This is a genomic window from Streptomyces sp. NPDC000941, from assembly GCF_053599555.1.
Genome location: NZ_JBSFMM010000013.1, coordinates 78,450 through 93,211 on the forward strand (window position 1 = coordinate 78,450; position 14,762 = coordinate 93,211).

Annotated in this window: 10 protein-coding genes and 1 pseudogene; 3 read left to right on the forward strand and 8 right to left on the reverse strand. The window is 71.6% G+C overall.

The window, feature by feature from the left end:
• Positions 1-6: 6 nt before the first annotated feature.
• Entirely contained in the window at positions 7-1,455 is a 1,449-nt protein-coding gene (locus tag ACWDSL_RS07545) for an aminotransferase-like domain-containing protein (protein ID WP_450482688.1), read from the reverse strand.
• A 108-nt stretch (positions 1,456-1,563) separates the two neighbouring features.
• Between ACWDSL_RS07545 and ACWDSL_RS07550 the strand changes: the two genes are divergently transcribed.
• The gene (locus ACWDSL_RS07550; RefSeq protein ID WP_450482690.1) at positions 1,564-1,917 is read left to right on the forward strand and encodes a cupin domain-containing protein; all 354 of its coding nucleotides are present in this window, start codon (positions 1,564-1,566) and stop codon (positions 1,915-1,917) included.
• A gap of 80 nt (positions 1,918-1,997) precedes the next feature.
• On the opposite strand, the pseudogene ACWDSL_RS07555 reads toward ACWDSL_RS07550, so the two are convergent.
• Together ACWDSL_RS07555 and ACWDSL_RS07560 are read right to left on the reverse strand one after the other, a co-directional pair.
• A pseudogene (locus tag ACWDSL_RS07555) lies at positions 1,998-2,840 on the reverse strand (ThuA domain-containing protein); the annotation flags it as partial.
• A gap of 63 nt (positions 2,841-2,903) precedes the next feature.
• Positions 2,904-5,087: an RICIN domain-containing protein gene (locus ACWDSL_RS07560; RefSeq protein ID WP_450482712.1), complete on the reverse strand. Its 2,184-nt coding sequence runs from the start codon at positions 5,085-5,087 to the stop codon at positions 2,904-2,906.
• Between the two features lie 367 nt (positions 5,088-5,454).
• Here ACWDSL_RS07560 and ACWDSL_RS07565 point away from each other — a divergent pair, with 367 nt between their 5' ends.
• Positions 5,455-6,501: a hypothetical protein gene (locus tag ACWDSL_RS07565; protein WP_450482692.1), complete on the forward strand. Its 1,047-nt coding sequence runs from the start codon at positions 5,455-5,457 to the stop codon at positions 6,499-6,501.
• 37 nt (positions 6,502-6,538) lie between these two features.
• The gene (locus ACWDSL_RS07570) at positions 6,539-7,318 is read left to right on the forward strand and encodes a glycosyltransferase family 2 protein (protein ID WP_450482694.1); all 780 of its coding nucleotides are present in this window, start codon (positions 6,539-6,541) and stop codon (positions 7,316-7,318) included.
• A gap of 60 nt (positions 7,319-7,378) precedes the next feature.
• Here ACWDSL_RS07570 and ACWDSL_RS07575 read toward each other — a convergent pair whose 3' ends face one another.
• The 5 genes from ACWDSL_RS07575 to ACWDSL_RS07595 all read right to left on the reverse strand — a co-directional run bounded on the left by ACWDSL_RS07575 (position 7,379) and on the right by ACWDSL_RS07595 (position 14,526).
• The gene (locus ACWDSL_RS07575; RefSeq protein WP_450482696.1) at positions 7,379-8,608 is read right to left on the reverse strand and encodes a type III PLP-dependent enzyme; all 1,230 of its coding nucleotides are present in this window, start codon (positions 8,606-8,608) and stop codon (positions 7,379-7,381) included.
• The gene (locus ACWDSL_RS07580) at positions 8,605-10,329 is read right to left on the reverse strand and encodes an IucA/IucC family protein (RefSeq protein ID WP_450482698.1); all 1,725 of its coding nucleotides are present in this window, start codon (positions 10,327-10,329) and stop codon (positions 8,605-8,607) included. The genes ACWDSL_RS07575 and ACWDSL_RS07580 overlap by 4 nt, the downstream gene beginning before the upstream one ends.
• A gap of 46 nt (positions 10,330-10,375) precedes the next feature.
• Entirely contained in the window at positions 10,376-12,307 is a 1,932-nt protein-coding gene (locus ACWDSL_RS07585; protein WP_450482700.1) for an IucA/IucC family protein, read from the reverse strand.
• On the reverse strand, positions 12,304-13,629 hold the full coding sequence (locus tag ACWDSL_RS07590; protein WP_450482702.1) for an ATP-grasp domain-containing protein: 1,326 nt from the start codon (positions 13,627-13,629) through the stop codon (positions 12,304-12,306). The genes ACWDSL_RS07585 and ACWDSL_RS07590 overlap by 4 nt, the downstream gene beginning before the upstream one ends.
• A 90-nt stretch (positions 13,630-13,719) precedes the next feature.
• Positions 13,720-14,526 (reverse strand): carboxyl transferase domain-containing protein, encoded by an 807-nt coding sequence (locus tag ACWDSL_RS07595; protein WP_450482714.1) that lies wholly within the window; start codon positions 14,524-14,526, stop codon positions 13,720-13,722.
• Between the last annotated feature and the right edge of the window lie 236 nt (positions 14,527-14,762).

Sequence of the window (14,762 nt, forward strand, 5' to 3'; positions counted from 1 at the left end):
CCGACGTCATACGGCCATCGACCGCGGCGCCGGTGCCGGGTCGCCTCGGTCGTGGCCACCGCCGTACGCCTGCCAGGCCGTCGCCAGGCGACGTACCGCCTCGGTCAGGGTGTCGGGGGCGGCGAAGGAGTGGATGCGGATGAAGTCCTTGCTGCCCCCGGAGGCGTCCAGTCCGCTGCCGGGAATTACGGCGACACCGTGGCGGAGGGCCGTCTGGGCGAAGGAGTCGCCGTCGCCGTGCGGGAGGCGCACCCATAGGGTCTGGCCGCCGGTGACCGGTGGGGCCTGCCACTGTGGCAGTTGTTGTGCCAGTTCCGCGCGCAGGTGGTCATGGCGGGCCTGGCGGTCTGCCGCCATGTCCTGGCACAGGGTTTCCAGGCGGGGCAGCAGTTCGGCCGCGGCGAGCTGGGCGGGGAGGTTTCCGCCAAGGTCGTGGACGGCCCGGAGCCGGGCGAGGCGGTCGATGACGGGCCTGGTGGCCCGTATCCAGCCGACGCGCAGCCCGCCCCAGACGCTTTTACCGAGGGAGCCCACCGTGATGACCGTGTCGCTGTACGCGGCGAGCGGAGGGGGTGTCCGCCGGCCTGGAAAGCCCAAGTGGGCGAGGACTTCGTCGTCGATGAGCGGTACATCGGCGGTGGCCGCCGCCACCGCGAGCCTCCGGCGGGCCAGGGGTGGCAGTACGGATCCGGTGGGGTTGTGGTGGGTGGCCACGAGGTAGGCGAGCTCCGGGCGGCGGGAAGGGGCGCGGACCGCCGCTTCGAAGCCGTCGAGGCCGGTGGGGAGCGTCCGCAGTGCCGCGGCCCGTTCGTGGAACGCCTCCAGCGCGCCGGGGTAGGTGGGTGCCTCGACCAGCACCGTACCGCCGGGCTCGACGAAGGCGCGGGCGAGCAGGGAGAGGGCCTGCTGGCCGCCGTTGGTGACCAGGACCTGCTCGGGGTCGGTCGGTACCCCGCGGCGGGTGTAGTGGTCGGCGACGGCGCGGCGCAGGTGCGGGTGGCCCGACGGGTGGTACCCGATGTCGCCCGTGACCGTGGCCAGCTGGGACAGGGCCCGCTCGTACGCGGCCAGCAGGATCGGCGGAGGCTCGGCGGGTGCGGCGCACGCCAGCAGGATCACATCGTCGGCCCGGGGCTCCAGCAGGTGGAGGAAGACCGGCGCCCCGGTGGTCTCCTGAGGTCCGGGGCGGGAGGGTCCGGCCACGCGGGTGCCGCTTCCCTGGCGCCGGACGATCCGGCCCTCCGTACGCAGCTGCTCGTACGCGGCGACCACGGTCCCGCGCCCCACCGCGAGCGCGGAGGCGAGGGCCCGGTCGGGTGGCAGCCGGGTGCCGGGGCGCAGCTCGCCCTCGTCGACAAGGCGCCGCAGCCGCGCGGCGAGCAGGAGGTACAGCGGACCGCGGCCGGCCGACCACCGGCCCAGGCGGTCGGCCAGGTCGGCCGGGTCCATGGGCATGAGCACGTTCTTTCGCCTTGGAACACCCGAGGACATTGGTCCTCTGTGCGAACCAATTGTGGCGCATTGGCTCTGTGAACCGGGCATGGCGGCGGCGAGGATCATGGCATGACCACACGACGTGAGAACCTGCGTGACCTTGCCGCGGTATCGGTGGCCGAGGCCATCACCACCCTCCCCGGGCCCTTTCAGCAGCGCAATCTGGCCATGGTGAACGACACCACCGTCGTTCGCGTGGCCCGGCTGGAAGGCGAGTTTCCCTGGCACCACCACGACGAGGACGAGCTGTTCCTGTGCTGGGACGGCAGCGTGCAGATTCAGCTGGAGGGGCGGGAGCCGGTGGTGTTGCGGGCCGGTGAGCTGTTCGTGGTGCCCAGGGGGGTACGGCACCGCCCCGTTGCCGAGGAGACCGCCCACATCCTGCTCATCGAGCACCCGGACACCAAGCAGTACGGAAGCTGAAGCGCGCTTCGATGGTCAGCCCAGTGCCCCGGGCGCCCTCCCGCGGCGCCCGAGGCACTGGCGTATCAGGGCCGCGCGGAGGACGGCTGAGCGGTGGTGGCCGCGCCGCCCAGCCACTTCAGGCCGTCGAGCAGGAAGCGGTTCTGGGTCTCGCTCGCGAAGGTGGACGACAGAGGTGTGTTGTGCGCGTAGTCCATCGCGTTGTGGCCGAAGTTCGCGTACAGCATCTTGTACGTGGTGTTCGTCCACAGGATCGGGTAATAGCCGCTGTACCAGCTCTGATTGGGGTCGGTGCCGAGGGGGAAGCTGCTCGGGTCGACGGAGGCCAGGATCTTGATGTTCGGGTTCTGCCGCAGGTCGTTCGACCAGCTGTACCACTCGCTGACCGCCGAGGTGAACAGGGCGGGCAGGTTCTTGGTGGCGGGGTGGGTGCGGTCCTCGACCTTCAGTTTGGCCGTAGTCGGGCCCCAGGTGTTGGACTTGAAGTTGCCGCTGCCGAGGAACTGGTTGTGGTACCAGGACCAGTTCTGGGCTTCGGTGGTGAAGGCCGATACATGGAAGCCCATCCAGGCGCCGCCGCCGCGCATGTACTTCTCGAAGCCGGTGCGCTGGGCGGCGGACTGCGGCAGATCGTCGAGGAAGAGGACGACCTGGTAGCCGTTGACCCCGCCGTCCGCGAGCAGGTTCCAGTTGTTGCTGGCGGTGTAGGTGAAGCCGTTCTGGGCCGCCTGCTTGGGGAACCAGTCGTTGGCCTCGTGGACGAAGTTGATGTGCGCGGCGTCCCAGGTGCCGCTGTAGAGGGCCAGCACCTTGAACGGCGCCCTCGGGGCCTTCGTGGTGTGCGTCGTCGCGTGGGCGGCGGGGGCTGCCGTCAGGCCGAGCAGTATGGCCAGCAGGGCCAGCAGCCGCAGGGCCGCGGACACCGCGCGGGACGGTGTGGTGCGTCGGATGTCGGACACGGGAACTCCTTTCCGTTGCCGGTGTCGTTACGGATAGGCGACGAGGTTGGCCACGGTGGTGGCGGAGTTGGACGGGCCGCCGCGGTCGTTGACGACGTGGCGGATGGTGCCGGTGCCGCCCAGCGAGACGGTGACCATGTCCTTGAAGCGGACGTTGGCGTTGTTCGGCGCCTCGATGGCGTGCTCGGCGGTGACGCCCGGGTTGACGTTGAAGTAGCAGTAGCTGCCGAAGCCGTAGACCTGGTGGCTGGTGACGGAGTCGGCCACCTTGTAGGCGGCGTAGCCCTGGGTGGAGCCGTTCATCCAGGCGGCCTGGTTGGGCGGGTCGTAGGGCATCTCGTTCTGGTAGAAGTACGTGCGGCCGCCGTTGCCGTTCCAGATCGTCTGGTGTTTCTGGTAGTGCTCGACGAACAGGCCGTACATGGTGACGTCGTCGCCGTTCACGACGAGCCCGGTGTCCGCGGTGTTGCTGGCCCAGCCGACGCCGCTGCCGTGGTCGGCGCGCCAGATCCACATGTGGTCCCCGATGACGTTGTCGCTGTTGACCACGAGGCTGGTGGTGGCCTTGCCGACGCCGCTGCCGCCGACGCGGAAGTACACGTCGTGGAGGGAGGTCGGGTTGGCGGCGTGGGAGGCGGCGGCGCCGGTGGGGCCGACCTCCATCACGGTGCGCGAGTTGGTCGTTCCCGCGTCGAAGAGCAGGCCCGCGATCTTGACTCCGTCGACGTCCGCGACGGTCATGGCGGTGATGCCGTTGTCCGGGACGAAGGTGGCGAGGCCGAGCCCCAGGACGACGGTGTCGGCGCGGGTCACCTTCAGCGTCTCGTTGAGGTGGTAGACGCCGGGGGTGACCAGCAGGTTCTTCCCCGCGGCCAGGGCCGTGTTGATCTGTGCCGCGGTCGCGCCGGGCTTCACGACGTAGAAGTCGTCCAGCGGGAGGGAGGCGCCGGTGGCGTTGCCCGCGGCCCAGCTGGTGGCCGTGGAATCGGTCCTCGTGGACGGGACGAACACTTTGTATGCGCCGGAGCCGTCCACGTACAGGAACGGCTTCTCGCGGGACACCGGGGTGCGGTCCACCGTGGTGTACGGGGGGTTGGGGAAGCTGTTGCCCGGTACGCCCTGGCTGCCGACGAAGACCATGTTCCAGTTGGACCCGGTCCAACTGCCGAGTTGCGCGTTACGGGTCAGCCACTGCTGCTGGCTGCCGGACCGCACCTGCCCGTCGATCTTGCTGTCGGCCAGATAGCCGCCGCTGGACCAGCCGCCGTCGTCCAGCGCGAGGTTGCCGCGCAGATGCATCCGCCGGTACGGGGCGGCCTGGGAGACCGCCCACCGGTCCGTACCGCCGTTGGGGGTGACCGACAGGTTCTCGGCGCCGCGCCAGAAGTTCTGGGTGGCGTTGCCCTGGAACCAGTCGGCCTCGGCGTGGACCGCGCCGTTGATCGTCACCGCGTCGGGTGACTGGCCGAGCCCCAGGACCTGGGTGTAGAAGCCGACGTTGACGTCGTTGCTGTACGTGCCCGGCTTGAACATCACCGCGTAGCGCTGGGAGCCGAACTGGTTGGTCTCCTGCTGCTGGAAGATGGAGTTCAGTCGGCTCTGGATGGTGGCCGACGGCATGGACGGATCGAAGACGACGACGTTCGGGCCGAGGTCCACATCGCCGCCGGGCGGGGCGGACACGGGCGCCACCTGGAACCGCTGGGCCGCGGTGCCGTTGCAGGTGTACTGGACCAGTTGCACGCTGTCCGCGGTCGAGGCGGAGGGGACGTCCAGGCATTTGCCGCTGTGCCGGTTGACGAAGTGGTACGCGCCGCCGCCCTCGTCCACGGCCTGCCACTGCTGGTTGTCGCCACCTCCGTAGGTCCACAGCTGGAGGGGCGAGCTGTCGGCGGTGGACACGTCGGTCACGTCGACGACCTGGTTGGCGTCGTTACGGTTGTTGATCCGGACGTAGCCGTCGCTCGTCGCCGTGAAACTCCACTGCTGGGCGGTGGAGTTGTTGCAGCCGTACTGCTGCACGGCGGTGCCGTTCACGGTCGCGGCGGACCGGGCGTCCAGGCATTTGCCACTGCCGCTGTTCACGACGGTGGCCCACTCGGTGGGCAGGGCGGCGGCCGCGGTTGCGTCTGCGTCTGCGGTTGCGGCTGCCCGGGAAGGGGTGGCGGTCAGCAGCGATGCGGCCGAGAACGCGACCAGGGTGGCCGCCATCGAGGCGCGTGTGGCGCGGGCGTATCTGTGGCGGCGGCTGCGACTGCCGCTGCCCTCTCTGACCTGACGCAAGATTCGGAGCACAGGTCCTCCTGTCGCCGTGGGGGGCAGTCGGCGGATGGCCGGCGGCGATGGGTGAACCTAAAGGTCTGAACCAAAGACGTCAAGAGGTGAAGCAAGCAAAGGGTTTCCCCCGAGGATCACCCCAAAAGACTTGAACGCGCGGCGGGATCGCCAAGGGCGCTGCCGATCGAGAAGCCGACGACAGCACGGCCGCGCCCCCGACGGCGAGCACCGTCGCCGGAGCGAGCCACTTGCGCAGCGGCGGCACCTCGCTGTCGGCCCGCACGGGTAGGGTCTCGGATTCATGACGGACACGTACTCGCCCATCCCCGAGCTGAACCTGCTCGCGGAGTTCGAAGGCAGCGTCGACGACTTGTACGCCGCCGGGCTCTCGCTGGACTCCACATTCGGACGCGACAACACCTTCCTGAAAGACCCAGAGCTCGAAGACCGTTTGATCCTCTTCGCCGAGGCCAACGGCAGCGGTTCGCTGTATGCGCTGTGGCGCATCGACGACCGGACCGATCTGGCCACCCTCCCCGTCGCCATACTCGGCGACGAAGGCGGAATCCACCTCGTCGCCCGCGATATACGGGAATTCCTCCAATTCCTCGCATCCCTTGAAGAGGAGCCATGCTGCGGCTGGGGCGAGGGTCTCTGCTTCCGCGACAGCGAGCCGACTCCCTGCCGGGACGAATACCTCGCCTGGCTGGACCGGCACTTCGGCCTGGCCCCGCTGGACGACGCGTACGACAGCGTCGAAGCGGCCCTCGCGGAGCTGGGCAAGGCATTCACGACCTGGATATATCCGCTGATCCCGGAGGCCGTGTACTCGCCGTGCCATGAGCTGAATCTCCTCTGGGAGTTCGAGGAGGAGCTCGGCAAGGACTACGCGGCCGGTTTCGGGCTGGCGGTGGACTACGGGGAGTACGGGCACGGCGAAGCCCCGGAGAACGCGGAACTCGCCGACGCTCTGGTCCCGTTCGCGCTGGCGAACAGCGATGACGCGCTGTACGTCCTGTGGCGCGTCGACGACCGGGCCGACCTGGCCACCCTCCCCGTCGCGATGCTCTCCGACGAGGGCGAAGTCCATCTCATCGCCCGTGATATGCGGGAATTCCTCCAATTCCTCGGATCGCTTGACGGGGAGCCGTGGAACGACGGTGGCCGTATCGCCTTCCGTGACGGAGGCGGCGAGGCGAGCCCGGGCCGCGAGGAATACCTCGGCTGGCTGGACCGGCACTTCGGGCTGGCCGCGGTGGACGCTCCGGGCGCCATCGTCGAAGCGGCCCGGGCCGAGCTGGGGGAACGGTTCGCGGCCTGGCTCGCTCCGCGAGTCGGCCGCGCCTAACCTGGGCGTTTCACGTGGCCAGCCTTGAGGAGTTGCAGTGAGCCGCCGTCTCGTTTCCCTCGTCACTCCTGTGCACGGACCCGCCGTGTCCCTTTTGCCGGAAGCCTACGCATCGCTCGCTCAGCAAGAGCTTCCCGAGGGCTGGGATTGGGAGTGGTTGGTGCAAGAAGACGGCGAAGGCGTCGGCGCCGCCGCACACCTCCCTGGCGACGACCCCCGAATATCCATCGACTTTTCGCGTCGCGGTGGCCCTCAGGTCGCACGGACGATGGCGTTCGCCCGCAGTTGCGCCTCCGGGGAAAGCGAGTTCATCAAGGTTCTGGACGCGGATGACCGCCTGACGCCGGGCGCCCTCGCCCGGGATATCGACGTACTCACTCGTTATCCCGAGGTGGGGTGGACCACGTCGCGGGCGCTGGACCTCCTCCCGGACGGGTCGACCGTGGGTTTCGCGGGAGACCCGGAAAAGGGCGTGCTCCCGGCGGGAAGTGTGTGGCAGTACTGGCAGCTCAACAAGCGGGCCCAGGTCCACCCCGCGACGCTCTGCGCCCGCCGCGATCTCATGCTGGTCCTCGGTGGGTGGATGGCGCTGCCGGCGTCGGGCGACACCGGCCTGCTCCTCGGGCTCGACACCTTGGCCGACGGGTGGTTCCACGACGAGGTCGGCCTTCTCTACCGCAAGCACGCCGATCAGATCACCCAACATCCGTTCCACTCGCAAGGCCCGGAGTGGGAGGCCCGTATGCGCATCATCGAAGAACACACCCGCGCGCTGCGGGCCATGATCACGAGTCCAGCGACTCGAACGGCATCTTGACCCAGGCGGCCACGACAGGGGTCCCATCCGATCCCCCCTTGTGGCTCCACAACTGTGGTTCTACGACCCGGTGGAGTCTCCGCCCACGTAATGAAAGCCGGGCCGTGGATGCATCAGGAAGTCGTGGTGCGAGATGTTCCACGCGTACGCGCCCGCCAGCGCGAACACCACCCGGTCCCCGACCCGCAGCTCCCCGGCCCGCGCCCGCCGCGCCAGGACATCCTTCGGTGTGCACAGCTGGCCGACCAGGGTCACCGGCTCGTCCCGTACGCCGGGGCGTGGCCACGGGCGGGTCCAGGTGTCGGCGGGGAGCACGGCGAAGGGGTGGTCGTGGCCTTTGGCGGCGGGGGTGCGCATGTGGTGGGTGCCGCCGCGCAGGACGGCGAAGGGTTCGCCACCGCTGTGCTTGAGGTCGAGGACTTCGGTGACGTACCAGCCGCAGTAGACGGTCAGCGCCCGGCCCGGCTCGATCCGCAGGGTGAGTTCCGGGTTCCGCTCGGCGATTTCGGCCAGGCCCCTGCCGTACGCGGCCCAGTCGAAGCGGCGGTCGGGGCGACCGTAGTCGACGCTCATGCCACCGCCCACGTTCACCTCGGTGAGCCGCAGGCGGTGGCGGGCGGAGAGGTCGCGCGTCCAGTCGGTGATTCGGGTGGCGACCGCGAGGAGGGCGGCGGCGTCGAGGCCGCTGGCGAGGTGGGCGTGGATACCGCGCAGGCGAAGGGGGCCGCCCGGCGTCAGCAGGGGGAGACAGCGCTCCGCGATGTGGTCGGGGTCGAGGCCGAAGGGGCTGGGGCGGCCGCCCATGGCGAGAGCGGCGGCGCCCAGGGCGTCGTCGGCGACGGGGAGGTTGACGCGGCAGAGGATGTCGACCGTGCGGCCCTCCTCGCGGGCGAGGGCGGCCAGTTGGCGCAGCTCGTGCTCGCTCTCGACGTGGAAGCGCTCCACGCCCAGCTTCAGCGCGCGGCGCAGCTCCGTCTCGGTCTTGCCCGGCCCGCCGAAGGCCAGCGGGTGGGCGGGGACGGCCTCGCGGACGTGGGCCGACTCGCCGCCGGAGGACACCTCGTAGCCGGTGACGTGGGGGGCGAGGGCCCGCAGGATCTCGGGGGCCGGGTTGGCCTTCGCCGCGTAGTACAGCTCGACGGCGGGCGGCAGGGCGGCCCGTACGGCCTGGGCGTGTTCGGCGAGGGCGGTGAGGTCGTAGACGTACGTGGGGAGGTCGTCGCCGATCAGGGTGTCGGCGAGGGCGGCCACGGAGCCGGTGAGGGGTGTGGTGGCGGGCTCAGTGGTCATTGGACGCTCCCGGGGGCTACGACACACGCCGCCTCGGACAGCAGGTCGGAGGCGAGCGGGCTGGCGATGCGGACATAACCCGCGTGGCGGTCGGCCTTACGGGCCCAGCGGGTGAGGAGGTTGGCCTTGGCCGGCAGCGGGACACCCGCGGTCAGGGCGCGGAGGGCGGGCGGGTCGTCGTGTGCCGCGCCGCGCTCGTCCAGGACCCGGCGGACCGCCGACCACAACTCGGGCTCCAGATGCGGGTGGCGGTCGGCGAGGGCGGCCAGCATTTCGGCGAGGTGGTTGACCAGCAGGCAGTACACGACGCGGTCCCAGCCGCGCTCGCGGTCGTACGTCATGGGGCCGGCCAGGGCGGGCGGCAGCGTGGCGAGGGTCGCCGCGTGGTGTTCCGGCAGCAGCTTGGTGCCTTCGAGGTCGCGGAAGAGCACCTGGCGCGGCAGGCCGGAGAGGTCGACGCCGACGACGACGTTCTGGAGGTGGGGTTCGAGGACCACGCCGTGGTCGAAGTAGGCGGCCAGGACGGGCGGTACGAGCAGCGCCAGATACGCCTCCCACCAGGCGAGCGCGTGTCCGGGCCCGGTGTCGCCGAGGAGCTGGGCGACCCGCGCCCCGCCGGGGGCGGGGTACTCGTCGGCGACGGCCGCCGCGAGCAGCCCGGTGAGTCCGGGGCGCAGCCGGGCGGCGAGCCCTTCGCGCACGATCACCCCGAAGCCCTCGATCAACTCCAGCTCACCGCCCAGGTCCAGCGTCCGGTACGCGGGCTCGCGCAGCAGCGCGGCGCCCGGGAAGCGGGCGGCCAGGTCGGCGGCGACCGGCTCCAGCAGCCGGGTCAGGGCGACCGCCCCGGACAGCTCGTACTCGGCGTTCTTGCGCAGGCAGTTGGTGATCCGGACGTTCAGGCTGAACTTCAGGAAGTCCCGTCCGTCGTAGAGCGTACGGACGGACGCGGTGGGCGCGAAGTCCGGCCCGCCGGGGCCGAGGTCCAGGACATCGCCGCGGGCGACCGCCGCCCGCAGCGCGGGATGGTCGCGCAGCAGGGCGTACTGCCAGGGGTGCACGGGCAGCAGACGGTAGCCGTCGGGCACGGGGCGCTGCCGGTCGAGGGGCGCGAGGGCCGCGGTGGACACCGCCTCCTCGCGTACGTGTTCTCGGCGTACGGCGAGGTGGTGGAGGGGGAAGCGGGCGCCGGTCTCGGGGGCGAAGCGGGCCCAGGAGTCGGCGCTGCCGGAGCGGGCCTTGGGGGTGGGGTGGAAGCGGTGGCCGAACAGCAGCGACTGCTCGGAGGCGAGGTAGGTGAGGTGCGGGTCGCCGTCGGTGTGGTGGTGCGGCGCCGCGTCCGTACGCTCCCGGCTCTCCAGGGCCACCGTGACGCCCGCGTGGCTGGAGGCCACCTGCTCCAGGAACTCGTCGTTGCGCACCCCGGTGCGCAGCCGCAGCTCCCGGTGGATGTACTCGGCGAGCGTACGCCAGGACACCTCGGCCCACGCCCCGTCCCGCTCCTCGGTGACCGGGCCGGTGAACCGGTGTGCGCCGATGAGGGAGGTGCGGCGCAGCGCGACGCGCAGCAGCACACCGCAGCGGGGCAGCCGCAGCCGTAGGTGGCCATCGGCCACAACGGTCTGGTGTTCCGGCCCGGACACCTCGCGGAGCAGGCAGTTGAGGAGGGTGTGGGCGACGACGTGATCGGCGCGGGCGTCTGTGCGGATGGATGTGGTCATGAGGCGACTCCGGCGGGGGTGGAGGTGGCGGAGAAGGACGCGGCGCTCATCGGCCGCGGGCGGGGATGCCTGGGAGGCCCGGGAGGAGGTAGTTGGGCCCGGTGACGTAGTGCTTGTTGATGTCGGCGGCCCCGGAGCGCTGCTTGGTGAACAGGCTGCCCGCGGTGACCATGGCCTTGACCGGCAGCCGCTCCGCGTCCAGGACGAGGGCGCGCAGCACGGCGCCGGGCGCGCCGGGGCCCTGCTCCCCCAGCCAGCCGAGCCGGTCAATGGCTTCTGCGAGCCGGTCGCGTATCAGCCGCAGCAGCGTGTCCAGCGGGGCCCGGCCGAGCCGGGCGAGCTCGAAGGCGAGGGCGCCGGCGCACAGATGCACGGTGATGGTGGCGAACACATCGGCGACCGGCCCGTCGCCGTCGGTCAGGATCCGGTAGTCGTCGAATCCCCCCAGGAGGCGCGCGGCCTCGTCGGCGCCGAGGGCGTCCGCCAGCCGGGCGGGGTGGACACGCGGGCCGTCGTGGTCCTTGAGCAGCAGCCGTACACGGGGGCGGCCGTGTTCGGTGTCGAGGACGAGGGACGTGTTCTGTTGGTGTGACTCCAGCGCGACGCCGTACGCGAAGAGCGTGGTGTGCACGTCGAACAGCAGGGTGAGGTAGGCGTCGAGCAGCGCGAACAGGTCGCCGCCGCAGTAGTGGTCGGCGAGGGTGTCGAGGATGAGCCCGGTCCCGGGCGCGGTCCCGGGCGCGGGGCTGAGCAGCGCCGCCAGCGGCACGACCTGGCAGCCGTCGAGGCCGGGTGGGTAGCGCCGTACCAGCGTGGCCAGAAACTCGTGCCCGGCGTGCAGATACGTACCCTCGTCGGCGAGCAGCACGCCCCCCGCCACCCGCGGCTCACGCGCGAGCACCGCCTCCGTGAGCCGCTGCCCCGCGTGGCCGTCGGCGAGTGTTCCTGGCTTGATGGTGCGGCGGTTGCGCGCGCCCAGGGTGGCGGTGGCGAGCGGCAGTTTGAGGTGGGTGAGCGGGTCGTCGTTGACGGCGACGGTACGCATGGAGAGCGTGGGCCGTACGTCGAGCCACGCGTCGTCGGCGAGGTGGGTTTGGTCCGTGAGGTGGGTGACGCGCAGACCGATGGCCAGCGCGCGGGGTGCGCTCAGCGGATGAACCGGGAAGGCGAGATGGCTGTCGTCCAGGCCGCCCGGCAGGCCCAGCGCCCCGGGCGTGGGCCACCAGTCGGGCAGCCGCGCCGTATCACCGGCCACCGCCTCGCGCGGGAGGGCGGCCCAGCGCAGCCGGAAGGACGGGTGGAACTCGGGTGCGTGAGCGCGTTGTTCGGTGTCGCTCAGCGCGAGACGGGCGCGGCCGGTGGGGTAGACGGGGTGGTCACGGAAGGCGGCCAACGTGTCGTACGCCAGCGACCCACGCACGCCTGCCCACCGCTCGGCGGGCTCGCCACCGTAGGAGGCGACAAGCCGCTCGACGACGCGGGGGCGGATGTCGCCGTGCAACCGCATGGCGTCCAGCGTGCGGCGGCACTCGACGACGAAGGCGTCGTAGAGGCCCCGGTCGTCGGTGCCGGCGGCGTGGCGGAGACGGGCGAGGACCGCGTCGAGGGTGGTGAGAACGACCACTCGGGCCTCAGGACCGGCAGCCGACAACGGACCGTCGCCGTGGGGGGCGGGCGCGACCACTCCGCCCGGCTCTGTCTCCACCAACAACCGTGCCGGCCGCCGGACCCGGATCTCGCACTGGAAGCCGTCCGGTTCGACCGGCAGCAGCACTCCCCCGCCGTCCGTGAGGACGACCCGCAGCCATTCGCCGTCCGCATGCCGTACCGTCTCGGCGCGGCTGCGCAGCCCGTACGCGTCTTCCCTCAGCAGCGTGTCGAGGACACGCGCCAGCAGATCCGCCTCGAAGACGTCAGCGGCGTCCGTGGTGTCCGCCGCGCCCGTGGTGTCCGCCGCTTCCTCATCCGCGCGGATCATGGCGCGATCACCCACTCATTGGCCGCCAGGAACCCGGCCACCGCCTCGTCGATCCGCCGCTGGTCGGTCCCCATGGCGCGGAGTACGCCGAGGAAGTCGCGGTTGGTGCCGTAGAGCGGGTGTTCCTCGCCGATCTCGCGCAGCGGGCGGTAGTCGAGCCGTACGCCGTCGCGGGCACGGACGCTCGCCGCGGGGGCGGTGGCCAGGCGGCCGGGGCGGTCGGCCATGACGTACTCCATGCGGACCCTGCCGTCCGTGCGGGCACCAAGATCAGCGGGGAGGGGGGCGCCGAGGTGGGTGCGGAGGATGTGCTCGAAGAGGGGGATGGCGAGGAGTTCGGCGAGTACGAGGTCGCACTGGTCGCCTATGGCACGGTAGTTGACCTCGATGAGGCGGGCGCGGTCGCCCTGGACCACGTACTCGGTGTGGCAGGCGCCGAACCCCACGCCCAGCGCCCGCAGCTGGTCCAGCACCTGGCCGGTGTGCGGCTCTGGCGGGGCGGGGAGCAGTTCGAGGCGTTCCTCGATGAAGTACGGGGGCGCGGAGATGTCGGTACGGAAGGCCGCGAGGGTGTGCAGCGTACGGCCGTCCCCGATGGTCTCCAGCGTCTGCAGCGGGCCCTCAAGGAACTCCTCGACCACCAGATACGCCTCGGGCCGCCGCGTACGTATCTCGCGGACACGTTCGGCCAGTTCGTCCGCGTCGGCGACGAGCACCACATCCTCGCTGGCCACGCCCTCGCGCGGCTTGAGCACGCAGGGGTAGGGCACGCCCGGGCCGGCGAGGCGGGGGTGGTCGGAGGGGTCCTGGTCGGGGGCGAGTTCGGCGCACCAGAGGGTGTCGACGCCGGTGGCGGCGAGGCTGCGGCGCAGCTCGGCCTTGTTCTTGGTGCGCAGGGCGGCGCGCCAGTCCTTGCCGGGCAGGCCGAAGTAGTCGGCGGCGAGGGCGGCTTGGACCTGGAGGTGGTCGCTGTTGGTGAAGATCGCGACGGAGCCGGCCTGGTCGCCGGCCTGGTCGCCGGCCTGGTCGCCGGCCTCCGACATATCAGCGGAGATTCGGCCGATGACCTCGCGGAAGTCCCGGACGTCACAGTGCTCGATGTCGAGCTCGGGCAGCACGCCCCCGGCCGACGCGTGGCGCTCGTACGCGCGCCGGTGCGCGTCGGGCTGGTCGGTGAGGAGGGTGACGGCGAGGCCGAGCCGGGCCGCGGCGGGGAGGAAGCCCTCGGTGACGGAGTCGGTGGGGTTGAGGGCGAGGAGACAGAGGCGCGTCGCGGTCTCTGAGGGCAGGCCGAATGCCCCGTCTAGATCATTCTCGTTCACGACCCGAGATTAGGTTAGGCATGCCTAAGACCGCCAATTCGTCTCACCCGTCTGCTCCTTTTTGAGCCCGATGCGCCGTCAGCTCCGCGGTCAGCGCGGCAGCCCGATGCGCCGGTGCCGCGCCCGGCGGGCGGCCAGCCGCTCGTCCTGGTCCTGGGCGCGGAGCGCGGCGAGTTCGGCGCCGAGGGTGTCGCCGAGGCGGGCGAGGAAGGAGTCGTACGCGGCCGCCTCCGCCCCCGCGTCCTCCGCCCCCGCGTCCTCTGACCCCTCTTCTACGATTCGGTCGACGATGCCGTGAGCGAGCAGGTCGGCGGAGCGTACGCCCTGCCGGTCGGCTATCTCATACGCCCGCTCGGTGGTCCGGTAGAGGATCGCGGAGGCACCCTCGGGCGGCAGCGGGGACAGCCAGGCGTGGCGCGCCGCGAGGACCCGGTCGGCGGGGAGCAGCGCGAGCGCGGCGCCGCCCGCGCCCTGGCCGAGCAGTAGGCAGAGGGTGGGCGCGGGGAGGGTCACCATATCGGCCAGACAGCGGGCGATCTCCCCGGCAAGACCGCCCTCCTCGGCCTCCCGGCTCAGCGCCGCGCCCGCGGTGTCGACGACCGTGAGCAGTGGAAGCCCGAGCTCGGCGACGATGCGCATGCCACGGCGCGCGGTGCGCAGTCCGGCGGGGCCGAGCGGCTGTCCCCCGCCGGGCCCGTCGGGCGCCGCGTCCCCGTGGCGCGCGGCCCGGTCGTGCCCGAGGACGACGCATGGCGTCCCGCCGACGCGCGCGAGCGCGAGCAGCAGCCCCGGGTCGTGCTCCCCCGCGCCCGTACCGCTGAGGGGGCTCACATCCTCGGCAGCGGCGCGCAACAAGTCCCGCACCCCGGGCCGCTCCCCCCGCCGCGACCGCCGGATCGACTCCTCAGCACTGGGCCCGCCGTGCTCGGTGGCAGCGCCTGTGCCACCCCGGCCGGACCCAGCGGCGGCCGCCGCGCCACCCCGGTCGCCCCCCGCGCCGTCCGCCGCCGCGTCGCGCCCGGGGCCCGTCGGCGATTAGCCGCGCCCCGGTGGCGCGGCTCAATCCGGCCCGTACCGGCGAGGGGCCGAGCTACGAGGAGCTTGCGGAGACCGAAGGCCGGCCGCGGCTGCGG